This window comes from Streptomyces hydrogenans, from assembly GCF_014656075.1.
Taxonomy (GTDB): domain Bacteria; phylum Actinomycetota; class Actinomycetes; order Streptomycetales; family Streptomycetaceae; genus Streptomyces; species Streptomyces hydrogenans.
This window is the reverse complement of record NZ_BNBS01000019.1, coordinates 42222-64450: the sequence shown is the minus strand read 5'-3', so window position 1 is coordinate 64450 and position 22229 is coordinate 42222. Positions and strand designations below refer to the sequence as shown.

The following is a 22229-nucleotide window of genomic DNA, read 5'->3' as shown; positions in this document are numbered from 1 at the left end:
CCAACACGACCCCACCCCCGCGAAGATCGGCGTCTGGGCAACGTCTACAGTGGCGTGGTACGCGCAAGTTTCACCCCGTCTTTATCCGGGGAACTTGCTGGGAATTTCTCTGTCAGGGGTGTGCGTGACGGCCGTCGAGTCCCGACCCGCAGGGGTCGTCTTGACTCCCAGCCCGGGGGGCCATCGGCCGTTCGGGGCCCGCGTCAAGGCATTCGTGGCGCTGACCAAGCCGCGGATCATCGAACTGCTCCTCATCACCACCGTTCCGGTGATGTTCCTCGCCGAGCAGGGCGTGCCGGACCTGTGGCTGGTGCTCGCCACCTGCTTCGGCGGCTACCTGTCGGCCGGCGGCGCCAACGCGCTGAACATGTACATCGACCGCGACATCGACGCGCTGATGGACCGCACCGCGCAGCGCCCGCTGGTCACCGGCATGGTCTCGCCGCGCGAGGGCCTGGTCTTCGGCATCACCCTCGCCGTCGTCTCCACCCTCTGGTTCGGCCTGCTCGTCAACTGGCTCTCCGCCTGGCTCTCGCTCGGCGCGCTCCTCTTCTACGTGGTCGTCTACACGATGATCCTGAAGCGGCGCACCGCGCAGAACATCGTCTGGGGCGGCATCGCCGGCTGCCTGCCGGTCCTCATCGGCTGGTCCGCGGTCACGAACTCGATGTCCTGGGCCGCCGTCGTCCTCTTCATGGTCATCTTCTTCTGGACGCCGCCGCACTACTGGCCGCTGTCGATGAAGGTGAAGGAGGACTACGCGCGCGTGGGCGTGCCGATGCTGCCCGTGGTCGCCTCCAACAAGGTCGTCGCCAAGCAGATCGTCCTCTACAGCTGGGTCATGGTGGCGGTCTCGCTGCTGCTCACCCCGCTGGGCTACACCGGCTGGTTCTACACCTCCGTCGCCCTCGCCACCGGCGGCTGGTGGCTGTGGGAGGCGCACGGCCTGCTGAACCGCGCCAAGGCCGAGGTCACCGGCGCCAAGCTCAAGGAGATGCGCCTCTTCCACTGGTCCATCACCTACGTCTCGCTGCTCTTCGTGGCGGTCGCGGTGGACCCCTTCCTCCGCTAGGGCTTGTCTGACCATTCCCGTCGGGTCCGGCCCGTCCGGCACGCACGCTCGCCGCACGGCCGAAACGCCCAAGTAGCTCCTTCCCCGAGCTCTCGGCTTCGCTCGAGCAGGGGAGACCCCATCCGAGGGCGCCCCGGCCGCACGCCGATCGCACGCACCGGACGCCCCGGCCTGATCCGACGCCAATGGTCAGACAGGCCCTAGGCGCACCGGCTCCGACGGCCGGGTCGTGTGGGCTGTCCCACGCGGCCCGGCCGTCGCCAGTCGATCTACCGCTCGGTAGCATCCTTGCCATGGCAGACACCACGGAAGACACCACGGCCGTCTCCCCGCGCGCCGAGCGCAAGGCGGCCAAGCTGGCCAAGGAGATCCGCGCCTTCGGCAAGGAGCACGGCGGCGTCGAGGGCCAGCTCGCCCACATCGGCCAGGCCGGCACCCGGATCGTCCTCGTCGGCGAGGACGGCGGCTGGGGCGACCTGGTGGCCCCCACCCACGCGATCGCGCGGCAGGCCGCCGAGAAGGCCGAGCTGACCCTGCACGACGAGTTCGACGGCGAGTTCGCCGCCAAGGTCGTCACCGGCCCGTACGAGTGGACCCGGATGGCCGGCATCCAGCTCGGCGGGGCCGCCAACGCCTGAACCCGCCGACGGCCCGGCCGCAGGCAACAACCTCGCGAGGGGCTCACCCGTTAGGACGTGTGGAGACACGCCCACGCAGGGAGCCCCCCGAGATGATCGACACGCCGCGCCTGGTGGACCAGTACTGCCACGGGGTGCTCCGGACGGAGCTGGGCCTCGGCACCTTCGAGGCCCACCTCGGCCCGGCCGCCGTCCTGCCGGCCTCCGGCACGACCTTCTTCGACACCCAGACGGGCTTCGCCGTACGGCGCTGGTGCCCGCCGCTGCTCGGTCTCGAAGCGCACTGCCCGCCCGCCCGCTACCTCGCCCGGCGCCGCGAGCTCGGCGTCGCCGAGACCGGCCGCCGGCTGCTGCGGGCCGCCGGCATCGCCACCTACCTCGTCGACACCGGCCTTCCCGGCGACCTCACCGGGCCCGCCGAACTGGCCGCCGCCGGCGCCGCCCGCGCCCACGAGATCGTCCGCCTGGAACCCCTAGCCGAGCAGGTCGCCGACACCTCCGGCACCGTCGACGGCTTCCTCGCCAACCTCACCGAGGCCGTCCAGGACGCCGCCGTGCGCTCCGTGGCCTTCTCCTCGGTCTCCGCCCCGCGCTGCGTCCTCGGCGCCGACCCGGAGGCCCCCGGGCGCGCCGAGACCCGCCGCGCCGCCGGCCGCTGGCTCGCCGGCCGGCCCGTCGGCGGGCCCCTCGACTCGCCGGTGCTGCTGCGCCGCCTGCTGCGGATCGCGGTGGGCGCGGGCCGCCCGCTCCAGCTGCACACCGGGGACCGCGACCCGGCCGCCCTGCGCGGCTTCGCCGCCGCCACCGCAGGGCTCGGCGCCGACCTCGTCCTGCTGCACGGCTCGCCGCACCACCGGACGGCGGCCCGGATGGCCGGGGTCTTCCCGCACGTCTACGCGGACCTGGGCGCCGCCCTGGCGCACACCGGGGCACGGGCGGCGGACGTCCTCGCCGAGGTCCTGGAGCTGGCCCCCTTCGGCAAGCTGCTCTACTCCAGCGGCGCCTGCGGCCTGCCCGAACTGCACGTGGTCGCCGCCAGCGCCTTCCGGGCCGCCCTCGGCCGGGTGCTGGGCGCCTGGGTCCTGGACGGCGCCTGGTCGCGCACCGACGCCCAGCGGGTCGCCTCGATGATCGCCGCGGACAACGCGACGCGGGTCTACCGGCTGGGGTGAGCGGCCGGTGGACCCGCGTCGGGGGTGCGGGGAAGCGTCAGGCCGAGGCCAGCTCCGGGTCCGCCTGGGCCGGGATCTCCGCCGTCGGCAGCGGTCGCTCGCGCAGGCTCAGGGCCAGGCGGAGCACCGCGATCCACATCAGCGAGGAGCCGAGCATGTGGGCGGCGACGAGGAGCTCGGGGACGCCGGTGAAGTACTGGACGTAACCGATGGCGCCCTGTGCGAGGACCACGACCAGCAGGTCGCGGGCGCGGGCGCGGGTGTCGTCCGGGGCGTCGACGACGCGCAGGACCAGCCACATGGCGACGGCGAGGGCGCAGACGGCCCAGGCGGCGACGGCGTGGAGGTGGGCGGCGTTCGTCCAGTCCCACGGCATGCGGGGCACGTCGCTGCTGTCGCCCGCGTGCTTGCCGGCGCCGGTCACCGTGGTGCCCAGCACGATCAGCAGGCCCGAGACGATCGTGATCGCCCAGGACAGCTTCCGTACCGGCCCCGGCACGCGCGGACGCGGGGCGGTGTCGCCCTCGCCGGTCCGGTGCCAGGTGATCACGGCGACGGTCAGCAGCGCGTTGGCGGCCAGGAAGTGACCGGCCACGGTCCACGGGTTGAGGCCCATCCAGACGGTGATGCCGCCGATGACGGCGTTGCTCATCACGATCCAGAACTGCGCCCAGCCCCAGCGGGTGAGGCCGCGGCGCCACGGCTTGGTCGAGCGGGCGGCGACGATCGCCCAGCCGACGGCGGCCGACAGGACGTAGGTCAGCATCCGGTTGCCGAACTCGATCAGCCCGCGGTAGCCCTGCTCGGGCGTCACGATCAGGCTGTCGTCCGTGCACTTGGGCCAGGTGTCGCAGCCGAGACCGGAACCGGTCAGCCGGACCGCGCCACCCGTGACGATGATGAGCACGCTCATCACGACGGCGGAGAGCGCGGCGCGCCGGAGGATCCGGGGGGACGGCGTCCAGCGCTGGGCGATGAAGGCGAGGGGGGTCTGCACGGGCCCTATCGTAGGCGCGGGCTTGTGCACGCTTTCACGAGGGGTGGCTTGTCGGGAAACGTCACCCTCTGAGTCCCCTCCGCTACTCCCAGCGGAAGAGCTTCGCGGCCGCGCCGAGGCCCAGGACGGCCCAGACGGCGAGGATCCCGGCGTCCGCCCACGGCATGCCCGCGCCGTCCCGCAGGACGTCCCTGAGGCCGTCGGAGAGGGCCGAGATCGGCAGCAGCGCGAGGACGTCCCCGGCCGCGCCGAACTTCTCCAGCGGGACGATCACCCCGCCGCCGACCAGGAGCAGCAGGAAGACCAGGTTGGCGGCGGCGAGGGTGGCCTCGGCCTTGAGCGTGCCGGCCATGAGGAGCCCGAGCCCGGAGAAGGCCGCGGTGCCGAGGACCAGGAGGAGCAGTACGGCGAGCGGGTTGCCGTGCGGGGACCAGCCCAGGCCGAACGCGATGGCGGTCAGCAGGACGATCTGGAGGACCTCGGTGACCAGGACGGCGAGCGTCTTGGCGGTCATCAGGGCCCGGCGGGGCAGCGGGGAGGCGCCCAGCCGCTTGAGGACGCCGTAGCGGCGCTCGAAGCCGGTGGCGATGGCCTGGCCGGTGAAGGCGGTGGACATCACGGCGAGCGCGAGGACGCCGGGGGCGAGGAAGTCCACGGCCTTCCCCTCGCCCGTGTCGACGACGTCGACGGTCGAGAACAGCACCAGCAGGAGGGAGGGGATGATCACCGTGAGGAGGAGCTGCTCGCCGTTGCGGAGCAGCATCCGGGTCTCCAGGGCGGTCTGCGCCGCGATCATCCGTCCGACGGGGGCGGCCCCCGGCTTCGGCGCGTACGTACCGGCGCTCATGCGCGCAGCTCCTTGCCGGTCAGTTCGAGGAAGACGTCTTCGAGGGTGTGGCGTTCGACCGAGATGCGGTCGGGCATCACGCCGTGCTGGGCGCACCAGGTGGTGACGGTGGCGAGCAGCTGGGGGTCGACGGTGCCGGTGATGCGGTACGTGCCGGGGAGCGGCTCGGCGGCCTGGGTGCCGTCCGGGAGCGCCTTGAGCAGCGAGCCGAGGTCGAGGCCGGCGCGGCCGGTGAAGCGGAGGGTGTTCTCGGCGCCGCCGCGGCAGAGCCGTTCGGGGCTGCCCTGGGCGGCGACCCGGCCGCCGTCGACGATGGCGACGTCGTCGGCGAGCTCCTCGGCCTCCTGCATGAAGTGGGTGGTGAGGACGACGGTGACGCCGTCGGCGCGCAGCTCGCGGACGAGGTCCCAGGTGGCGCGGCGGGCCTGCGGGTCGAGGCCGGCGGTGGGTTCGTCGAGGAAGACGAGTTCGGGGCGGCCGACGACGGCCATGGCGAGGGCGAGCCGCTGCTGCTGGCCGCCGGAGAGCCGCCGGTAGGTCGTACGGCCGCAGGAGCCGAGGCCGAGGCGCTCGATCAGGGCGTCGACGTCGAGCGGGTGGGCGTGCAGCTTCGCCATGTGGCGGAGCATCTCGTCGGCGCGGGCGCCGGAGTAGACGCCGCCGGACTGGAGCATCACGCCGACGCGGGGGCGCAGGGCGGCGGCGTCGGCGCGCGGGTCGAGGCCGAGGACGCGGACGGTGCCGGCGTCCGGCTTCCGGTAGCCCTCGCAGGTCTCGATCGTGGTGGTCTTGCCGGCGCCGTTGGGGCCGAGGACGGCGGTGACGGTGCCGGTCCGCACGTCGAGGTCGAGGCCGTCGACGGCGGTTTTCGTGCCGTACCGCTTGACCAGGCCGCGGACGCGGACGGCGGTGTCGACGGACTCGTTTTCCATGCCCGGAAGTCTAAGGACCCGCCGGGACGGGTCGGGCCGCGGCCCCGGGGGAGGGGCCGGGCGGCGCCGGATGGGCGGCCGCGGACGGGGCAGGCGCCCCCCATGACGGTCTTCGTGGGCACCTCGGGGTGGCAGTACCGGGACTGGCGGGGCACCTTCTACCCGGAGGGCGTGCCGCAGCGGCTCTGGCTGGAGGAGTACGCGCGCCGGTTCGCCACCGTGGAGAACAACGGCTCGTTCTACCGGCTGCCGGAACGGTCGACCTTCGCCGCCTGGCGGAGGCGGACGCCCGGGGGCTTCGTCATGGCGGTCAAGGCGCCCCGCCGGCTGACGCACGACAAGCGGCTGCGGGAGCCGGAGGAGCTGGTGGCGGAGCTGATGGGGAGGGCGGGGGAGCTGGGGGACCGGCTGGGGCCGGTGCTGCTCCAGTTCCCGCCGTCGCTGCGGGCCGACACGGGGCTGCTCGACGCGGTCCTCGCCTGTTTCCCGGCGGGGGTGCGGGTGGCCGTCGAGCCGCGGCACGCCTCCTGGTGGACGGACCGGACCGAGGCGGTGCTCGCGGAGCGGGGGGCCGCGCTGTGCTGGGCGGACCGGGGGTCCAGGCCGGTGACCCCGCTGTGGCGGACGGCGGACTGGGGCTATCTGCGGCTGCACGAGGGCCGGGCCCGGCCGTGGCCGGCGTACGGCCGGCAGGCGCTGGAGAGCTGGGTGGGGCGGCTGGTCGAGGGCCGTCCGGCGGGGGCGGACGCGTACGTCTACTTCAACAACGACCCGGGGGTCGAGGCACCCCGTGACGCGGCCGTTCTCCGGGACCTGATGAGCGAGGCCGGGCGGCCGGTGGCCGTGCCCGCCGCGATCCCCGAGGAGGGGGAACCGGCTGGTCAGGACGGCTTCGATTCATCCCACGAATGATCGTTTCCGCAGGTCAGGTAAGCCTTACCTGAGTGATGCACGCCATCGTCACCTCTTCGGACGCGGCTTGTCACTGCCTGATTAATTACGCAACAATGGCGTTGTGAAAAACCTTGGCGCGGCTCCCTCGGAGGAACTCGCGACCGGTGAGCGGTCCACCCGCAACCGGGTCGCGCGCTCCATCCTGGATCACGGGCCGTCCACCGTCGCCGACCTCGCCGAGCGGCTGGGCCTCACTCAGGCCGCCGTCCGCCGGCACCTCGACGCGCTCGTCGCCGAGCAGGTCGTGGAGGCACGCGAGAAGCGCGTCTACGGCGCCCGCACCCGCGGCCGCCCCGCCAAGGTGTTCGCCCTCACCGACTGCGGCCGGGACGCCTTCGACCAGTCGTACGACTCCCTCGCCGTCGAGGCGCTCCGCTGGATCGAGCGCAACGCCGGAGGGGAGGCGGCCGTGGCCGCCTTCGCCCGCGACCGGATCGAGGCCCAGGCCGAGCCCTACCGGGAGGCCGTCGAATCGGTCGAGCCCGAACGGCGGGCCGAGGCGCTGGCCAAGGCCCTGACGGCGGACGGGTACGCTGCGACTGCGCGCAACGCGCCGGTCGGCGAGCAGCTCTGCCAGCACCACTGCCCGGTCGCCCACGTCGCCGAGCAGTACCCCCAGCTGTGCGAGGCGGAGACGGAATTCTTCTCCCGCCTCCTGGGAACGCACGTCCAGCGCCTGGCCACCATCGCCCACGGCGACGGCGTCTGCACCACGTTCATCCCGCACAGCACCCCGCAGACCACTGAGACAGCATCCGCAAGTACGGCCGGGAGGAAGCCCGAATGACCACCGAGATCAGCCACCCCGAGCTTGAGGGCCTGGGTCGGTACGAGTACGGCTGGGCCGACTCCGACACCGCCGGCGCCACCGCCAAGCGCGGTCTGAACGAGGACGTCGTCCGCGACATCTCCTCGAAGAAGAACGAGCCCGAGTGGATGCTGAAGCTCCGGCTCAAGGGCCTGAAGCTCTTCGGCAAGAAGCCCATGCCGACCTGGGGCTCCGACCTCGGCGGGATCGACTTCGACAACATCAAGTACTTCGTGCGGTCCACCGAGAAGCAGGCCGAGTCCTGGGAGGACCTGCCGGAGGACATCAAGAACACGTACGACAAGCTCGGCATCCCGGAGGCGGAGAAGCAGCGCCTCGTCGCCGGTGTCGCGGCCCAGTACGAGTCCGAGGTCGTCTACCACCAGATCCGCGAGGACCTGGAGGAGCAGGGCGTCATCTTCGTCGACACCGACACCGCGCTGAAGGAGCACGAGGAGCTCTTCAAGGAGTACTTCGGCACCGTCATCCCGGTCGGCGACAACAAGTTCGCCTCGCTGAACACGGCCGTGTGGTCCGGCGGATCGTTCATCTACGTGCCGAAGGGCGTGCACGTCGAGATCCCGCTCCAGGCCTACTTCCGTATCAACACGGAGAACATGGGCCAGTTCGAGCGGACGCTGATCATCGTCGACGAGGACGCCTACGTCCACTACGTCGAGGGCTGCACCGCCCCGATCTACTCCTCCGACTCGCTGCACTCCGCGGTCGTCGAGATCATCGTGAAGAAGGGCGGCCGCTGCCGCTACACGACGATCCAGAACTGGTCGAACAACGTCTACAACCTGGTGACCAAGCGCGCCGTCGCCTACGAGGGCGCCACCATGGAGTGGGTCGACGGCAACATCGGCTCCAAGGTCACCATGAAGTACCCGGCCGTCTACCTGATGGGCGAGCACGCCAAGGGCGAGACGCTCTCCATCGCCTTCGCGGGCGAGGGCCAGCACCAGGACGCCGGCGCCAAGATGGTCCACATGGCCCCGAACACCTCGTCGTCCATCGTCTCCAAGTCGGTGGCGCGCGGCGGCGGCCGCACCTCCTACCGCGGCCTCATCGAGATCGGCGAGGGCGCCCCCGGCGCCAAGTCCAACGTGCTCTGCGACGCCCTGCTCGTCGACACGATCTCCCGCTCCGACACGTACCCCTACGTGGACGTGCGCGAGGACGACGTGACCATGGGCCACGAGGCCACCGTCTCCAAGGTCTCCGAGGACCAGCTCTTCTACCTGATGCAGCGCGGCCTGACCGAGCAGGAGGCCATGGCGATGATCGTCCGCGGCTTCGTCGAGCCGATCGCCAAGGAGCTGCCGATGGAGTACGCGCTGGAGCTGAACCGGCTGATCGAGCTGCAGATGGAAGGCGCGGTCGGCTGACGCCTCCCGCCCCTCCGTACCGCAGCGACTGATTTCTTACGCAGGAAGAGAGCAACACGACAGCCATGGCTGAGGCTCAGAACATCCCCGCGGGCTCCACCACCGCGGGCTCGATCGCGGTGGCCGCCGAGTCCACCGTCGCCACCCGCATGAGCGCCCCGCCGTCCTTCGACGTCGCGGACTTCCCCGTCCCGCACGGCCGCGAGGAGGAGTGGCGCTTCACCCCGCTCGCCCGTCTGCGCGGTCTGCACGACGGCACCGCCGTCGCGACCGGCGAGGGCGTCCGGGTCGAGATCGAGGCCCCCGAGGGCGTCACCGTGGAGACCGTCGGCCGCGACGACGAGCGCCTGCGCAAGGCCGGCAAGCCCGTCGACCGCGTCGCCGCCCAGGCGTACTCCTCCTTCGAGAAGGCGTCGGTCGTCACCGTCGCCAAGGAGGCCGTCCTCGCCGAGCCGATCCGCGTCGCCGTGCACGGCCAGGGCGGCGTCGCCTTCGGCCACCAGGTGATCGAGCTCGGAGCCTTCGCCGAGGCCGTCGTCGTCATCGACCACACCGGTGACGCGGTGCTCGCCGCCAACGTCGACTTCGTGCTCGGCGACGGCGCCAAGCTCACCGTCGTCTCCGTCCAGGACTGGGACAAGGACGCCGTCCACGTCGCGCAGCACAACGCGCTGCTCGGCCGGGACGCCTCCTTCAAGTCGGTCGTCGTCACCTTCGGCGGCGACGTCGTCCGCCTCCACCCGCGCGTGAGCTACTCCGCCCCCGGCGGCTCGGCCGAGCTCTTCGGCCTGTACTTCACCGACGCGGGCCAGCACCAGGAGCACCGCCTCCTGGTCGACCACAACACCCCGCACTGCACCTCCAACGTGGCCTACAAGGGCGCGCTGCAGGGCCAGGACGCGCACGCGGTCTGGATCGGCGACGTCCTCATCCAGGCCGCCGCCGAGGGCACCGACACCTACGAGCTCAACCGGAACCTCGTCCTCACCGACGGCGCCCGGGTCGACTCGGTGCCGAACCTGGAGATCGAGACCGGCGAGATCGCCGGCGCCGGCCACGCCTCCGCCACCGGCCGCTTCGACGACGAGCAGCTCTTCTACCTGATGGCCCGCGGCATCCCGGAGACCGAGGCCCGCCGCCTCGTCGTCCGCGGCTTCTTCGCCGAGCTGGTCCAGCAGATCGGTCTGCCGGACGTCGAGGAGCGCCTCATCGCCAAGGTCGAGGCCGAGCTGGAGGCTTCCGTCTGATGGCCTTCGTCCGTGTCTGCTCGCTGAGCGAGCTGGAGGCCGACACCCCGAAGCGGGTCGAGGTCGACGGCACGCCGGTGTCGGTCGTCCACACCGAGGGCGAGGTGTTCGCGATCAACGACATCTGCTCGCACGCGAACGTCTCCCTCTCGGAGGGCGAGGTCGAGGACTGCGCCATCGAGTGCTGGCTGCACGGCTCCAGCTTCGACCTCCGCACCGGCAAGCCGTCCGGCCTTCCCGCGACGCGCCCCGTCCCCGTGTACCCCGTAAAGATCGAAGGGGACGATGTGCTCGTCTCCGTCACCCAGGAGTCCTGAGTCACCCATGGCAACGCTCGAAATCCACGACCTGCACGTCTCCGTCGATGCGGAGAACGGCCCCCGCGAGATCCTCAAGGGCGTCGACCTGACCATCAAGCAGGGTGAGACCCACGCGGTCATGGGCCCCAACGGCTCCGGCAAGTCGACCCTGGCGTACTCCCTGGCGGGCCACCCCAAGTACACGGTCACCGGCGGCACCGTCACCCTCGACGGCGAGGACGTCCTGGAGATGTCCGTCGACGAGCGCGCCCGCGCCGGCGTCTTCCTCGCCATGCAGTACCCGGTCGAGGTTCCCGGCGTCTCGGTCTCCAACTTCCTGCGCACCTCCGCCACCGCCATCCGCGGCGAGGCCCCCAAGCTGCGCACCTGGGTCAAGGAGGTCCGCGAGGCCATGGAGAAGCTCTCCATGGACCCGGCCTTCGCCGAGCGCAACGTGAACGAGGGCTTCTCCGGCGGCGAGAAGAAGCGCCACGAGATCCTCCAGCTGGAGCTCCTCAAGCCGAGGATCGCGATCCTCGACGAGACCGACTCCGGCCTCGACGTCGACGCCCTGCGCATCGTCTCCGAGGGCGTCAACCGCGTCCGCGAGACGGGCGAGGTCGGCACCCTCCTCATCACCCACTACACGCGCATCCTGCGCTACATCAAGCCCGACTTCGTGCACGTGTTCGCGAACGGCCGCATCGTCGAGTCCGGCGGCGCCGAGCTCGCCGACCAGCTGGAGAACGAGGGCTACGACAAGTACGTGAAGGGTGGCGCATCCGCGTGACTTCCGCCCATCAGGGGCTGACCGGCCTCCTCGACACCGAGGCGATCCGCAAGGACTTCCCGCTCCTGGATCGCACGGTCCACGACGGCAAGAAGATCGTGTACCTGGACTCCGCGGCCACCTCGCAGAAGCCGCGGCAGGTCCTCGACGCGCTCAACGCCTACTACGAGCGTCACAACGCCAACGTCCACCGCGGCGTCTACACGGTCGCCGAGGAGGCCACCGCGCTGTACGAGGGCGCCCGCGACAAGGTCGCCGCCTTCATCAACGCGCCGAGCCGCAATGAGGTGATCTTCACCAAGAACGCCTCCGAGTCGCTCAACCTCGTGGCCAACATGCTGGGCTGGGCCGAGGACCCCTACCGGGTGGACCACGAGACCGAGATCGCCATCACGGAGATGGAGCACCACTCCAACATCGTCCCGTGGCAGCTGCTCTCGCAGCGCACCGGCGCGAAGCTGAAGTGGTTCGGCCTCACCGACGACGGCCGTCTCGACCTGTCGAACATCGAAGAGGTCATCACGGAGAAGACGAAGATCGTCTCCTTCACGCTGGTCTCCAACCTGCTCGGCACCCAGAACCCGGTCGAGACCATCGTCCGGCGCGCCCAGGAGGTCGGTGCGCTCGTCTGCATCGACGCCTCGCAGGCGGCCCCGCACCAGGTCCTGGACGTGCAGGCGCTCCAGGCCGACTTCGTGGCCTTCACCGGCCACAAGATGTGCGGCCCGACCGGCATCGGCGTGCTGTGGGGACGGCAGGAGCTCCTGGAGGACCTGCCGCCCTTCCTCGGCGGCGGCGAGATGATCGAGACCGTCTCGATGCACTCCTCCACCTACGCGCCGGCCCCGCACAAGTTCGAGGCGGGTACGCCCCCGATCGCCCAGGCCGTCGGCCTCGGCGCGGCCGTGGACTACCTGTCGGCGATCGGCATGGAGAACATCGCGCGCCACGAGCACGCGATCACCGAGTACGCCGTCCGTCGCCTCCAGGAGGTGCCGGACCTGCGGATCATCGGCCCCACCACGGCCGAGGACCGCGGCGCGGCGATCTCCTTCACGCTCGGCGACATCCACCCGCACGACGTGGGCCAGGTCCTCGACGAGCAGGGCATCGCGGTCCGGGTCGGCCACCACTGCGCGCGGCCGGTCTGCCTGCGGTACGGAATTCCTGCGACCACGCGGGCGTCGTTCTACCTGTACTCCACTCCGGCCGAGGTCGACGCCCTCGTCGAGGGGCTGGAGCACGTCCGTAACTTCTTCGGATAGGGCGGCAGAGCTGTGAAGCTGGATTCGATGTACCAGGACGTCATCCTGGACCACTACAAGCACCCGCACGGGCGGGGCTTGCGGGACGGCGACGCCGAGGTGCACCACGTCAACCCGACGTGCGGCGACGAGATCACGCTGCGCGTGAAGTACGACGGCGACCGCATCGAGGACGTCTCGTACGAGGGCCAGGGCTGCTCCATCAGCCAGGCGTCGGCCTCCGTCCTCAACGAGCTGCTCGTCGGCAAGGAGCTGGCCGAGGCGCAGAAGATCCAGGGCACCTTCCTGGAGCTGATGCAGTCCAAGGGCCAGCTCGAACCGGATGACGCCATGGAGGAGATCCTGGAGGACGCGGTCGCGTTCGCCGGCGTCTCCAAGTACCCGGCCCGGGTGAAGTGCGCGCTGCTCAGCTGGATGGCGTGGAAGGACGCGACCGCCCAGGCCCTGGGCGGAGACGACCAGAAGTCTGTGAGGAAGTCGGCATGACCGAGAACATCGAGGCCACCATGAAGCCGGCCTCCGAGGAAGAAGTCCGCGAGGCGCTGTACGACGTCGTCGACCCCGAGCTGGGCATCGACGTCGTCAACCTCGGCCTGATCTACGGGATCCACATCGACGACTCCAACGTCGCGACGCTGGACATGACGCTGACCTCGGCGGCCTGTCCGCTGACGGACGTCATCGAGGACCAGGCCCGCTCGGCCACCGACGGCATCGTCAACGAGCTGCGGATCAACTGGGTCTGGATGCCCCCGTGGGGCCCGGACAAGATCACCGACGACGGCCGCGAGCAGCTGCGCGCGCTCGGCTTCAACGTCTGAGCCGTCACCGTACGAGGAGAGGCCCCCGGCATCGCGCCGGGGGCCTCTCCTCGTATGTCAGGTCAGGCGTGCGGGGCGGCCGCGGCCTCGGCCAGGACCGGGGCCAGGTTCTCCCGGCGGATGCGCTGGTCCACGTAGAGCAGCCCGGAGGTCAGGGGCTGGAGGGGGCCCAGGACGGCCTGGGTCCCCAGCATGAGCAGCGTGGAGACCACCGCGGCGGTGCCCATCGAGAAGAAGACCGTGCCGGGGGTGGCGTGCTGGGCGAGCGGGGCGGCGAAGAGGGACGCCTGTGTCGTCAGGGAGACGACCATCTGCATCACGAAGGTGACGCCGCCGACGATCAGCATCATCACCAGCGTGTAGCCGAAGATCCGCCACCAGGCGCCGCGGACCAGCTGCGCGGACCGGCGCAGGGCGGTCAGGGTGCCGGCCGACTCGACGACGGCGGCCGTCGGGGCGAGGCTGAACTTCACCCAGAGCCAGAGGGCCAGCGGTGACGCCGCGAGGGCGAGGAGGAAGAAGAGCAGGCCGGTGAGGGCCCATCCGGCGCCGTCGGCACCGTCGTCGGACCCGATGCTCGCGAGCATCGCGGCCAGCATGAGGAAGAGGCCGATCATGAAGAGCAGGGCGGGCACGACGGCGGCCACGGCCGACAGCAGGACCGAGCCGAGCACCGCGCCGAGCCGGGACCACGCCCGGCGCCACACCGTCCCGAAGCCCGGCCGGCGGCCGAGCACCGCCTCCTGGACCACGACCGCGACGGCGGCGTGCAGCAGGCCGGTCGCCAGCAGCAGCCCCACCGAGCAGGCCAGCCAGATGATGCCGAGGGCGGTGAAGAGCGGCGTGAGGTCCGAGAGGGCGACGTCCTCGGCGGTGGAGGTGTGCTCCCACCGGTCGGAGAGACCGGTCCAGGCGGCCGTGCCGACCCCGGCGATCAGCAGGGCGGCCAGCGCGTAGGAGACCAGGGTGATGCCGAGCAGCACCTTCCAGTTGCGGCGGTACGCGGCGAAGGCGCCCCCCAGGACGTGGTTCAGGTCGAGGGGCGCCAGGGGTATCACGCCGGGCTTGGGCGGGGGCGGCACCGGAGCGTAGCCGTACCCGTACGGCCCAGGGGCATAAGTCATGGGCGATACGGTAACGGCAGCCGTTGTGTACACCCGTACGCATCGCCGGGTACCCTCGGCGCATGGGTTACGGACTGCTCGCCGGGGCCATCGCGGCCGAGATCATCGCCACCACCTCGATGAAGTACAGCGAGGGCTTCAGCAGGCTCTGGCCCTCGCTGATCACCGGCGCCGGCTACCTCGTCGCCTTCGCCCTGCTCGCCCAGGCCCTCAAGACCCTCCAGGTCGGCACCGCCTACGCGATCTGGTCCGGGGTCGGCACGGCGGCCGTCGCCGGCATCGGGATCCTCTTCCTCGGGGAGACGCTGAGCCTCGCCAAGATCGCCGGCATCCTCCTCATCGTCCTCGGCGTCGCCGTGCTCAACCTGGGCGGGGCGCACTGATGGCGCGGGCCCGGCGGTACGACCCCGAGCGGCGCGAGCGGCTGGTCGACGCCGCCCTGCGGGTGGTGCGGCGGGACGGGATCGGCGGGCTCAGCCACCGCACGGTCGCCGCCGAGGCCGACGTGCCGCTCGGCTCCACCACATACCACTTCTCCTCCCTCGACGAGCTGCTCGTCGCCGCCCTGCACCGGGTGAACGCGGGCTTCGCCGAGGAGCTGCGGAACCGCCCCCTGCCCGGCGCCGACGCGCTCGCCCGGCTCCTGGGGGAGTGGCTCGGCGGCGAGCGCAGCCAGGTGGAGCTGGAGTACGAGCTCTACCTCGCCGCCCTGCGCCGGCCCGCGCTCCGGCCGGTCGCCGCCGCGTGGACCGAGGAGGTCGTCACCGCCCTCGCCCCGCACACCGGCCGGAGCACCGCCCGCGCCCTGGTCGCCCTGATGGACGGGATCGGCCTCCAGGTGCTGCTCACCGGCGCGCCGTACGACGAGGCGTACGCGCGCGAGATGCTCGCCCGGATCCTGAACGAAGGCCCGAAAGAGCAGGCCGGGGGCTCGTCGGATGCTCCGGCCGGTCCGACCGGCCCCTGAGACCGGTTGGCCCGGGCGCCGCCTCGCCCGTTAGGTTTTCCGTCATGACCACCACTGCTCCTCGCACCACCGGCGCCGTCGCCGCCGGCCTCGCCACCATCGCCGGTGACGGCACCGTCCTCGACACCTGGTTCCCCGCCCCCGAGCTCACCGAAGAGCCCGGCCCGGCCGGCACCACGCGGCTCTCCCCGGACGAGGCGGTGAACGCCCTCGGCGAGGGCGCCGCCAAGGCCCTCGGCGTGGACGCCCGCCGCGGCGTCGAGGTGGTCGCCGTCCGCACCGTCATCTCCTCCCTCGACGAGAAGCCGGCCGACGCCCACGACGCCTACCTCCGCCTCCACCTGCTCAGCCACCGGCTGGTGAAGCCGCACGGCCAGAGCCTGGACGGCGTCTTCGGCCTGCTCGCCAACGTCGCCTGGACCTCGCTCGGCCCGGTCGCCGTCGACGACATCGAGCGGGTCCGCCTCAACGCCCGCGCCGAGGGCCTGCACCTCCAGGTGACCTCGATCGACAAGTTCCCCCGCATGACCGACTACGTCGTGCCCACCGGCGTCCGCATCGCCGACGCCGACCGGGTCCGCCTCGGCGCCCACCTCGCCGCCGGCACCACCGTCATGCACGAGGGCTTCGTCAACTTCAACGCCGGCACGCTGGGCACCTCCATGGTCGAGGGCCGCATCTCCGCCGGCGTCGTCGTCGGCGACGGCTCCGACATCGGCGGCGGCGCCTCCACCATGGGCACCCTCTCCGGCGGCGGCAACGTCGTCATCTCCATCGGCGAGCGCTGCCTCGTCGGCGCCGAGGCGGGCGTCGGCATCGCGCTCGGCGACGAGTGCGTCGTCGAGGCCGGCCTGTACGTCACCGCCGGCACCCGGGTCACCCTGCCCGACGGCCAGGTCGTCAAGGCGCGCGACCTCTCCGGCAACTCGAACATCCTCTTCCGCCGCAACTCGGTCACCGGCGCCGTCGAGGCCCGCCCGAACAACGCGGTCTGGAACGGCCTCAACGACATCCTGCACAGCCACAACTGACCGTGCGTCCCGCTCTCCCGGCCCGGCTCAGACGGCCGGGAGGGCGGTGAGCCGCTCCCCGTGGAGCGCCATCAGGCGCGTGCCCGCCGCCGCGACGTACCACTGGGCCAGCGCCTTGGTGCCGTCGTTGTACCGCCAGCGCAGCTTTCCGTTGCGCGCGTCGAAGGCGAGGATCCCGCCCTTGTCGTCCAGCTCGGTCGCGGCGTACAGGGTGCCGCCCACCTTGGCGAACTGCCCGGCGTAGGCCACGTCCAGCAGCGACTCCGTGCGCCAACCCTCCTTGCCCGTCGCCGCGTCGACCGCCCGCAGCACGTGCCCGGAGTCGGAAGCGTAGAGCACCCCGTCGAGGACGCCGACCCCGTGGAAGCGGGTGTACTCCTCGGACGCCAGCGACCAGCGCTCCGCCCCGTCGGCCAGCGCGAAGGCGCGCAGCCGCCCCGCGTCGGCGACGATCACCAGCTCCTCGTGGACCGCGAGGCGCCCGCTGTTGGAGCGGCCGATCTTCTTCGTCCACAGCTGACGGCCGGTCGCCGTGTCGCGGACCGTCACGTTCTCGCGGAAGTCGGTGTAGGCGAGGTACCGCCCGGTGGCCTCGGCGGTGATGCCGTACTCCTCGGTGCCCGCGTCGCGCAGCTCCTGCCACGCCACCTTGCCCGTCGAGGTGTCGATCGCGGCGATGACGTTCCTCTTGACGCTGAAGTCCTTCTCCAGGATGCCCGCGAGGACGTAGACCCGCCGCTCGTCGGCGGCGATCGTCCGCGGCTGGGAGAAGCGCCGGCCGAGCCGGCTGCGCCAGGTCTCCCGGCCCGTCGCCGGGTCGAGCCCGACGACGTCCCCGTCGTACTGCGCGCTCGCCAGGTAGAGGGTGCCGCCGCGCACCAGCATCTTCGCGCCCGGCACGGCGGCCTCCTCGCGCCGCCAGCGCTCCTCGCCGGTGGCCACGTCCCGGCCGACCAGCGGGTCGCCGGAGACGAGCACGACGTCGCCCGCGACCGCGAGCGCGTCCATGCCGAGGGTGCCCTTGGCGGTCGGCCGCTGCCACAGCGGGCCCGGGGCGGTGCCGGGCGGCGGGGTGGTGAAGGCGCCTCCCGACGGCGTGCCCTCCGGCGCGGAGGGCGCTGAGGAGGCGGACGGGCCGGCCGCGCCGGGGTCCTCGACCGGTCCGCAACCCCAGGCGCCCGCCCCGAGCGCCGCGAGTCCGAGTCCCGCGCCGGTCCGGCGCAGCACCGTTCTCCGGGAGACCGCGCGCCCCTCGTGCAGCGTCATCCGTCCGCCCCCATCTCTCGTGTGATCCGTGTGTCCGTTCGACGGCGGGGAGCCTAGCGACCCGGCCGGGGTCCATCCGGTTCCGGGACACGACGGGGACAGGACCGTGAAGCTCGTGACGACACGGCAACCCTTCCGGTCACGGAGCGTTGTCAGGGGGGAGCGCGGTGCTCCCGCGAGAGAAGAGGCGAGGAGTCGACATGAGGACGAAGCCGATGGTCGCCGGGGTGCTCACCGCGGCGGCGGTGCTGCTGCCGGCGGGGGCCGCCCGGGCGGACGAGACACACACCCACAACGGCCCCACGGTCACCAACGGGCCCAGTCTCACCCTGCACACCGGTCAGATCGACGATCCACTGGAGGACGTCCTGGAGCACGCCGCCATCCTCGGCAGGACCTACACCACCGACTCCGCCTGAGGCAGCGCCTCGTACAGCCCGCGCAGCCCGTCGGCCGCCTCCCGGCCGGCGGGCCGCAGCGGTTCGCGCACCGGGCCGCCGAGCAGCGCCTTGACCGTCACCGTGCCGGGCAGGCCGGCGGCCATCATCGCCTCGGTGAGCGGCAGCAGCCGGGCGTGGAGGCGGGCCGCCCGCGCGGTGTCGCCCGCGTCGAAGGCGTCGAGGACCGCGCGCAGCGCACGGGGGGCCACGTTCGCCACCGTGCTGACGTAGCCGGCACCGCCGACCGCGTACAGCGGCAGGTTCAGCTCCTCGCTGCCGGAGTAGTAGGCGAGCGGGGTCTCGGCGATCAGCCGGGCCGCCGTCAGCAGGTCGTACGAGCAGTCCTTCACGGCCGTGATCCGCGGGTGTTCGGCGAGCCGGCGCATGGTGTCGGGCTCGACGCGGGTGCCGGTGCGGCCGGGGATGTCGTAGACCATCACGGGGAGCCCGGTGGCGTCCGCGACCTTGAGGAAGTGCGCGGCGACCGCGTCCTGCGGCGGGCGGCTGTAGTACGGGGTGACCACGAGCAGGCCGTCGGCCCCGGCCTCCTCCGCCTGGCGCGCCAGCTCCGCGGTGTGCCGGGTGTCGGCGGTGCCCACGCCCGCGACGAGCGACGGGGCCGGGCCGACCGCCTCCCGGACCGCCCGGACCAGCGCCGCCTTCTCGGCGTCCGAGGTGGTCGGGGACTCCCCGGTGGTGCCGTTGAGGACCAGGCCGTCACAGCCCTCCCCGACCAGCCGGGCGGCCAGCTTCCCGGCGGCGTCGAGGTCGAGCGCGCCGGAGTCGGTGAAGGGGGTGATCATCGCGCAGAGCGCGCGGCCGAAAGGGCGGTGAGTGGTCATACGGGAAGTCTGGGCGCGGCGGACCGTGAAGGTCCACTTAGATCTGCTTGGCCGGAACGTTCAGTTCGGCTGAGAAGAGGCGGTCACAGGGGGAGCTTGAAGCCCTCGTGGCTGCGGGCGTAGCCGAGCGAGGCGTAGAAGCGGTGGGCGTCGGCGCGCTCCTTGTCGCTGGTCAGCTGGACGAGGGCGCAGCCGCGCTCCTTCGCCCGGGCGGCGGCCCGCTCCATCAGCTCCCGGCCGAGTCCGCCGCCGCGCCGGTCGGCCCGGATCCGGACCGCCTCGATCAGCGCCCGCTCGGCGCCGCCCTTGCCGAGCCCCGGGATGTAGGTGGCCTGGAGACAGCCCAGGACGAGGTCGTCGTCCACCAGGACCAGCATCTCGTTGCGCGGGTCGGCCTCGATGTCCGCGAAGGCCCGCTCGTACGCCTCCGTGACGAGGGCCGGGGCGGGGTCCACCACCCGGTCCTCGTCGGCGAGCAGGGCGAGGACGGCGGGGAGTTCGGCGCGGGTGGCGGGGCGAAGGATCATGGCGCGAAGTCTCCCACGGGGAAGGTCCTTGACCTCAAGCAAGGTTGAGGGAGGAGGGTCGAGCCGTCCGAACCGATCAGTCGAGTCGTCCGAACCGATCCGAGGAGAGCTCCCATGAACGCCGTCGCGCACCCCGATGCCCGTCCCGACCTCGACCGCCCCGGCGTCGGCGCCGTCCTCGTCAGCACCTGGCGGGTCGGCACCCCCGAGCGCCAGCGCGCCGCCGTCGAGGCCATCCGGAAGGCCTGGGAGAGCAGGGAGTGGCCCGACCTCGGCCTGCTGTCGTACAGCGTGCTCGCGGGGACCGACGGGGACACCCTGCTGCACTACTCGCAGTGGACCGAGCAGGACGCCTACGACGCCTTCGTCCGGACCTACCGCGACGACCGGAACGCCGAGATCGACGCCGCCGTGCCCGGCATCGAGCGGGTGGAGCTCCGCCGCTACGGGGCGGTCCACCGCTCCACCGCCCGCCGTGCGACGGCCACGGGGGAGCTGCCCGGGGTCGTCGTGATCGTCGAGGCGGACTTCGACGCGGCCGCGGGCGGGGCGGGGCAGCGGGAGGAGTGGGTGGACCACGTTTTCGCCGCCCTGGAGGAGGACGCGGCGACCCGGCCGGCGTCCGGTGGGATCAGCGGCCGGTTCCACCTGTCCGTCGAGGGCGACCGGGTCCTGAACTACGCAGAGTGGGAGAGCGAGCGGGCCCACGCGGACTGGCTCGCGGACGACGCCCCGCTGAGCGAGGCGTGGCGGCGGGTCCAGCACGACCCGAGGCTCGTGGGCGGCCGGGTGAAGCGCTACACGCCCGCGCTCAGCCTGAGCGCGGGCGTGTAGGGGGCTACCGGGTCACGGGCGGAAGCGCAGGACCTGCGGGTCGTGGTCGCTGTCCTGGTCGGCGAACTCGGCGTTGATGTGCACGCTGTCGTACTCGAAGTGGTGCACGCCGGGGCTGGTCAGGATCTGGTCGAGGACCTGGCTGTTGCCCTGGTAGACGTACGAGTAGCGCTCCGAGCGGGGCAGCGACGTCACGGCCGGGTGGAGGGCGCCGCCGTCGGTCAGCGCCTCGGTCGTGCCGGAGAACTCGAAGTCGTTGATGTCGCCGACGACGAGGACGTCCGCCTGCTTGTCGACCGCGATGATCTCCTTCACGAAGGCGTTGACGGCCTGCGCCTGGAGGAGGCGCTTGGCCTCGGAGGAACGGTTCGGCGGCTGGTGGTGGGAGACGATCGACTCGTCGCCGCCCTTCGAGCCGAAGTGGTTGGCGATGACGAAGACCGTGCGGCCGCGGAAGGTGAACTCGCCCGCGAGCGGCTTGCGGCTGGCCTCCCAGGCGGCGTTCGCCGGGTCGATCCGGCCGGGGGAGAGGGTGAGCGCGGCGCGGCCCTTGGTGCCCGTGACACCGGTCGCGGTGGTCGCGTCGCCGCCCGGGCGGTCCACGAAGGAGACCCGCTCGGGGTTGAAGAGGAAGACCTGACGGATGTTGCCGCCGGGCTCGCCGCCGTCCTTGTTGTTCTCCGGGTCGACCGAGCGCCACTCGTACGCCGGGCCGCCGGCCGCCACGATCGCGTCCGTGAACTTCTTCACCGTCTGGCCGGCCGAGACCGTGCCGTCGTTCTTGGCGCCGTTGTCGTCCTGGATCTCCTCCAGGGCGAGGACGTCCGGCGAGGCGAGGTTCTCGACGACCGCCTTCGCGAGCGCGTCGAACTTCTCCTGCGGGTCGGTCGGGTCGAGGTTCTCCACGTTGTACGTGGCCACGGCCAGCTCGTTCTTGTGCTGCTTGTCGGTGACCTCGCGCTCCAGACCCCGGTCCCGGAGGGTGCCGAGGGTGCGGGCGGTCAGCGTGTAGCCGCCGAACTGGTTGAAGTCGAGCGGCCCCTCGGTGGTGCCGGTCAGCCAGTCGCCCACGTTCGCCTTCGGGAAGGGCTGCTGGGCGAGCGGGATCAGCGACTGGATCTGGAGCCGGCCGGTGTTCTGGGAGTCGTACGAGCCGTAGACCGTGCCGCCGCGCTCGTTGTCGTTCTCCCACGGCTTCACCGTGACCCACAGCTCGGAGTATGGGTCGGTGGCGCCGACCACCCGCGAGGAGCCCACGCGGACGTTGGTGCCCTCCAGCGACTCGTAGTAGTCCAGGGCGTACGTGCCGGGCTCCAGGGTCAGCCCGTTGATCGAGCCGCCGTTCGCCGGGTCGCCCGCGGGGGCGTACGCGTCCGGCACCGACCAGGGGGCGATGGTGACCGGGGCGGGCAGCGCGTTGCCCTGCGAGACCACGGTGACCTTGGGCCGGGACAGCTGGGTCAGCGACTGGTTGCCGGAGTTCAGGCCGCCGGGGACGTACTCGGTGACCGTGCCGTCGACGCTGACCGCGTCGCCGACCGCGACCGTCGGGTTGGAGCTGGTGAAGACGAACAGGCCCTCGCTGGTCGCCGGGTTCTCGTCGCCCTGCGGGTCCTGCATCCAGAAGCCGCGCGAGGAGCCGTAGGTCCGGACGCCGGTGACGACGCCCGTCACCCCGGTGACCTGCTTGCCGGCCAGCGGCGAGACCCGCGTCGTGCCCTGGACGTCGTGGATGCGGACCGCGGCGCTGTCCTCGGCCGCGGCGCTCTGCGAGCCGGCGAGCAGTCCGGCCGCGAGGGCGGCCGCGACCACCGCGGAGACGGCGGCGGTTCTCGGTATGGAGGAAGACATCAGGAGGCTCCGAGGGTGCTTGGAGGAAGGGCAGAGACATCTACGCGCGTCAATCTCTTGTGAGAGCCCACCACTTGTCAAGGGTCGACGGGTGTACGAAGGCTGACGGGCCCG

25 protein-coding genes are annotated in these 22229 nt (G+C 72.0%); 17 read left to right on the top strand and 8 right to left on the bottom strand.

The window, feature by feature from the left end; all coding sequences use genetic code 11:
* Positions 1–118: 118 nt before the first annotated feature.
* The 3 genes from IE321_RS11135 (at position 119) to IE321_RS11125 (ending at position 2882) form a co-directional block, all read left to right on the top strand.
* Positions 119–1072, top strand: coding sequence for a heme o synthase (locus IE321_RS11135; protein ID WP_190222690.1), 954 nt, complete (start codon positions 119–121; stop codon positions 1070–1072).
* Between the two features lie 293 nt (positions 1073–1365).
* Positions 1366–1710, top strand: a complete 345-nt coding sequence (locus IE321_RS11130) for a hypothetical protein (protein WP_190222674.1) — start codon at positions 1366–1368, stop codon at positions 1708–1710.
* A 92-nt stretch (positions 1711–1802) separates the two neighbouring features.
* Positions 1803–2882, top strand: coding sequence for an amidohydrolase family protein (locus IE321_RS11125; protein WP_190222673.1), 1080 nt, complete (start codon positions 1803–1805; stop codon positions 2880–2882).
* Between the two features lie 37 nt (positions 2883–2919).
* Here the strand turns inward: IE321_RS11125 and IE321_RS11120 are convergent, their stop codons facing one another.
* The 3 genes from IE321_RS11120 to IE321_RS11110 all read right to left on the bottom strand — a co-directional run bounded on the left by IE321_RS11120 (position 2920) and on the right by IE321_RS11110 (position 5658).
* Positions 2920–3888: a COX15/CtaA family protein gene (locus tag IE321_RS11120; protein WP_226651912.1), complete on the bottom strand. Its 969-nt coding sequence runs from the start codon at positions 3886–3888 to the stop codon at positions 2920–2922.
* A gap of 73 nt (positions 3889–3961) precedes the next feature.
* Positions 3962–4726 (bottom strand): ABC transporter permease, encoded by a 765-nt coding sequence (locus IE321_RS11115; protein WP_043219395.1) that lies wholly within the window; start codon positions 4724–4726, stop codon positions 3962–3964.
* Complete coding sequence (locus IE321_RS11110; protein ID WP_043219397.1) at positions 4723–5658, bottom strand: ABC transporter ATP-binding protein; 936 nt, start codon at positions 5656–5658, stop codon at positions 4723–4725. The genes IE321_RS11115 and IE321_RS11110 overlap by 4 nt, the downstream gene beginning before the upstream one ends.
* Before the next feature lie 102 nt (positions 5659–5760).
* Here IE321_RS11110 and IE321_RS11105 point away from each other — a divergent pair, with 102 nt between their 5' ends.
* From IE321_RS11105 to IE321_RS11065, 9 genes are all read left to right on the top strand, one after another.
* Positions 5761–6570 (top strand): DUF72 domain-containing protein, encoded by an 810-nt coding sequence (locus tag IE321_RS11105; RefSeq protein ID WP_190222671.1) that lies wholly within the window; start codon positions 5761–5763, stop codon positions 6568–6570.
* Between the two features lie 103 nt (positions 6571–6673).
* Positions 6674–7399, top strand: a complete 726-nt coding sequence (locus IE321_RS11100) for a helix-turn-helix transcriptional regulator (protein WP_190222670.1) — start codon at positions 6674–6676, stop codon at positions 7397–7399.
* The gene (gene sufB, locus IE321_RS11095) at positions 7396–8811 is read left to right on the top strand and encodes a Fe-S cluster assembly protein SufB (protein WP_190222669.1); all 1416 of its coding nucleotides are present in this window, start codon (positions 7396–7398) and stop codon (positions 8809–8811) included. Before IE321_RS11100 ends, sufB begins: the two co-directional genes overlap by 4 nt.
* A 65-nt stretch (positions 8812–8876) precedes the next feature.
* Positions 8877–10058 (top strand): Fe-S cluster assembly protein SufD, encoded by a 1182-nt coding sequence (gene sufD, locus IE321_RS11090; RefSeq protein ID WP_043219402.1) that lies wholly within the window; start codon positions 8877–8879, stop codon positions 10056–10058.
* Entirely contained in the window at positions 10058–10375 is a 318-nt protein-coding gene (locus tag IE321_RS11085) for a bifunctional 3-phenylpropionate/cinnamic acid dioxygenase ferredoxin subunit (protein ID WP_043219404.1), read from the top strand. The genes sufD and IE321_RS11085 overlap by 1 nt, the downstream gene beginning before the upstream one ends.
* A 7-nt stretch (positions 10376–10382) precedes the next feature.
* Positions 10383–11147, top strand: coding sequence for a Fe-S cluster assembly ATPase SufC (sufC, locus tag IE321_RS11080; RefSeq protein WP_043219405.1), 765 nt, complete (start codon positions 10383–10385; stop codon positions 11145–11147).
* Positions 11144–12412 carry a cysteine desulfurase gene (locus IE321_RS11075; protein ID WP_043219406.1) on the top strand — a complete coding sequence of 423 codons (1269 nt, stop codon included), beginning with the start codon at positions 11144–11146 and terminating at the stop codon, positions 12410–12412. Before sufC ends, IE321_RS11075 begins: the two co-directional genes overlap by 4 nt.
* A 12-nt stretch (positions 12413–12424) precedes the next feature.
* Complete coding sequence (sufU, locus tag IE321_RS11070; RefSeq protein WP_043219407.1) at positions 12425–12898, top strand: Fe-S cluster assembly sulfur transfer protein SufU; 474 nt, start codon at positions 12425–12427, stop codon at positions 12896–12898.
* Positions 12895–13233 (top strand): metal-sulfur cluster assembly factor, encoded by a 339-nt coding sequence (locus tag IE321_RS11065; protein WP_043219410.1) that lies wholly within the window; start codon positions 12895–12897, stop codon positions 13231–13233. Before sufU ends, IE321_RS11065 begins: the two co-directional genes overlap by 4 nt.
* A 62-nt stretch (positions 13234–13295) precedes the next feature.
* Here the strand turns inward: IE321_RS11065 and IE321_RS11060 are convergent, their stop codons facing one another.
* Positions 13296–14357 (bottom strand): DUF7847 domain-containing protein, encoded by a 1062-nt coding sequence (locus IE321_RS11060; protein ID WP_190222668.1) that lies wholly within the window; start codon positions 14355–14357, stop codon positions 13296–13298.
* A 62-nt stretch (positions 14358–14419) separates the two neighbouring features.
* On the opposite strand from IE321_RS11060, the gene IE321_RS11055 reads away from it, so the two are divergent.
* Genes IE321_RS11055 through dapD form a run of 3 tightly spaced genes read left to right on the top strand, consistent with a single transcriptional unit; the run spans position 14420 to position 16355 of the window.
* Positions 14420–14740: a DMT family transporter gene (locus IE321_RS11055; protein ID WP_190222667.1), complete on the top strand. Its 321-nt coding sequence runs from the start codon at positions 14420–14422 to the stop codon at positions 14738–14740.
* Positions 14740–15324: a TetR/AcrR family transcriptional regulator gene (locus IE321_RS11050; protein WP_190222666.1), complete on the top strand. Its 585-nt coding sequence runs from the start codon at positions 14740–14742 to the stop codon at positions 15322–15324. Before IE321_RS11055 ends, IE321_RS11050 begins: the two co-directional genes overlap by 1 nt.
* 44 nt (positions 15325–15368) lie before the next feature.
* Positions 15369–16355: a 2,3,4,5-tetrahydropyridine-2,6-dicarboxylate N-succinyltransferase gene (gene dapD, locus IE321_RS11045; protein WP_043219417.1), complete on the top strand. Its 987-nt coding sequence runs from the start codon at positions 15369–15371 to the stop codon at positions 16353–16355.
* 27 nt (positions 16356–16382) lie between these two features.
* Here dapD and IE321_RS11040 read toward each other — a convergent pair whose 3' ends face one another.
* Positions 16383–17621 carry a PQQ-like beta-propeller repeat protein gene (locus IE321_RS11040; RefSeq protein ID WP_190222665.1) on the bottom strand — a complete coding sequence of 413 codons (1239 nt, stop codon included), beginning with the start codon at positions 17619–17621 and terminating at the stop codon, positions 16383–16385.
* 200 nt (positions 17622–17821) lie between these two features.
* Here IE321_RS11040 and IE321_RS11035 point away from each other — a divergent pair, with 200 nt between their 5' ends.
* Positions 17822–18040: a hypothetical protein gene (locus tag IE321_RS11035; RefSeq protein WP_190222664.1), complete on the top strand. Its 219-nt coding sequence runs from the start codon at positions 17822–17824 to the stop codon at positions 18038–18040.
* On the opposite strand, the gene dapA is transcribed toward IE321_RS11035, so the two are convergent.
* Positions 18019–18903: a 4-hydroxy-tetrahydrodipicolinate synthase gene (dapA, locus tag IE321_RS11030; RefSeq protein WP_190222663.1), complete on the bottom strand. Its 885-nt coding sequence runs from the start codon at positions 18901–18903 to the stop codon at positions 18019–18021. The two genes, IE321_RS11035 and dapA, sit on opposite strands and share 22 nt — an antisense overlap.
* A gap of 83 nt (positions 18904–18986) precedes the next feature.
* Positions 18987–19430, bottom strand: a complete 444-nt coding sequence (locus tag IE321_RS11025; RefSeq protein WP_190222662.1) for a GNAT family N-acetyltransferase — start codon at positions 19428–19430, stop codon at positions 18987–18989.
* Positions 19431–19544: 114 nt separating this feature from the next.
* On the opposite strand from IE321_RS11025, the gene IE321_RS11020 reads away from it, so the two are divergent.
* The gene (locus tag IE321_RS11020; RefSeq protein WP_190222661.1) at positions 19545–20264 is read left to right on the top strand and encodes an antibiotic biosynthesis monooxygenase; all 720 of its coding nucleotides are present in this window, start codon (positions 19545–19547) and stop codon (positions 20262–20264) included.
* A 12-nt stretch (positions 20265–20276) separates the two neighbouring features.
* On the opposite strand, the gene IE321_RS11015 is transcribed toward IE321_RS11020, so the two are convergent.
* Positions 20277–22115 (bottom strand): DUF8508 domain-containing protein, encoded by a 1839-nt coding sequence (locus IE321_RS11015; RefSeq protein ID WP_190222660.1) that lies wholly within the window; start codon positions 22113–22115, stop codon positions 20277–20279.
* Positions 22116–22229: the final 114 nt, after the last annotated feature.

Excerpts from the sequence above, each read along its gene's own strand:
- dapA (WP_190222663.1), bottom strand. The coding sequence starts at position 18,903 with ATGACCACTCACCGCCCTTTCGGCCGCGCGCTCTGCGCGATGATCACC.
- IE321_RS11115 (WP_043219395.1), bottom strand. The coding sequence starts at position 4,726 with ATGAGCGCCGGTACGTACGCGCCGAAGCCGGGGGCCGCCCCCGTCGGA.
- IE321_RS11085 (WP_043219404.1), top strand. The coding sequence starts at position 10,058 with ATGGCCTTCGTCCGTGTCTGCTCGCTGAGCGAGCTGGAGGCCGACACC.
- IE321_RS11025 (WP_190222662.1), bottom strand. The coding sequence starts at position 19,430 with ATGATCCTTCGCCCCGCCACCCGCGCCGAACTCCCCGCCGTCCTCGCC.
- IE321_RS11055 (WP_190222667.1), top strand. The coding sequence starts at position 14,420 with ATGGGTTACGGACTGCTCGCCGGGGCCATCGCGGCCGAGATCATCGCC.
- IE321_RS11060 (WP_190222668.1), bottom strand. The coding sequence starts at position 14,357 with ATGACTTATGCCCCTGGGCCGTACGGGTACGGCTACGCTCCGGTGCCG.
- sufB (WP_190222669.1), top strand. The coding sequence starts at position 7,396 with ATGACCACCGAGATCAGCCACCCCGAGCTTGAGGGCCTGGGTCGGTAC.
- IE321_RS11040 (WP_190222665.1), bottom strand. The coding sequence starts at position 17,621 with ATGACGCTGCACGAGGGGCGCGCGGTCTCCCGGAGAACGGTGCTGCGC.
- IE321_RS11105 (WP_190222671.1), top strand. The coding sequence starts at position 5,761 with ATGACGGTCTTCGTGGGCACCTCGGGGTGGCAGTACCGGGACTGGCGG.
- sufD (WP_043219402.1), top strand. The coding sequence starts at position 8,877 with ATGGCTGAGGCTCAGAACATCCCCGCGGGCTCCACCACCGCGGGCTCG.
- IE321_RS11065 (WP_043219410.1), top strand. The coding sequence starts at position 12,895 with ATGACCGAGAACATCGAGGCCACCATGAAGCCGGCCTCCGAGGAAGAA.
- IE321_RS11015 (WP_190222660.1), bottom strand. The coding sequence starts at position 22,115 with ATGTCTTCCTCCATACCGAGAACCGCCGCCGTCTCCGCGGTGGTCGCG.
- IE321_RS11050 (WP_190222666.1), top strand. The coding sequence starts at position 14,740 with ATGGCGCGGGCCCGGCGGTACGACCCCGAGCGGCGCGAGCGGCTGGTC.
- sufC (WP_043219405.1), top strand. The coding sequence starts at position 10,383 with ATGGCAACGCTCGAAATCCACGACCTGCACGTCTCCGTCGATGCGGAG.
- IE321_RS11130 (WP_190222674.1), top strand. The coding sequence starts at position 1,366 with ATGGCAGACACCACGGAAGACACCACGGCCGTCTCCCCGCGCGCCGAG.
- IE321_RS11035 (WP_190222664.1), top strand. The coding sequence starts at position 17,822 with ATGAGGACGAAGCCGATGGTCGCCGGGGTGCTCACCGCGGCGGCGGTG.
- IE321_RS11110 (WP_043219397.1), bottom strand. The coding sequence starts at position 5,658 with ATGGAAAACGAGTCCGTCGACACCGCCGTCCGCGTCCGCGGCCTGGTC.
- IE321_RS11020 (WP_190222661.1), top strand. The coding sequence starts at position 19,545 with ATGAACGCCGTCGCGCACCCCGATGCCCGTCCCGACCTCGACCGCCCC.
- IE321_RS11125 (WP_190222673.1), top strand. The coding sequence starts at position 1,803 with ATGATCGACACGCCGCGCCTGGTGGACCAGTACTGCCACGGGGTGCTC.
- dapD (WP_043219417.1), top strand. The coding sequence starts at position 15,369 with ATGACCACCACTGCTCCTCGCACCACCGGCGCCGTCGCCGCCGGCCTC.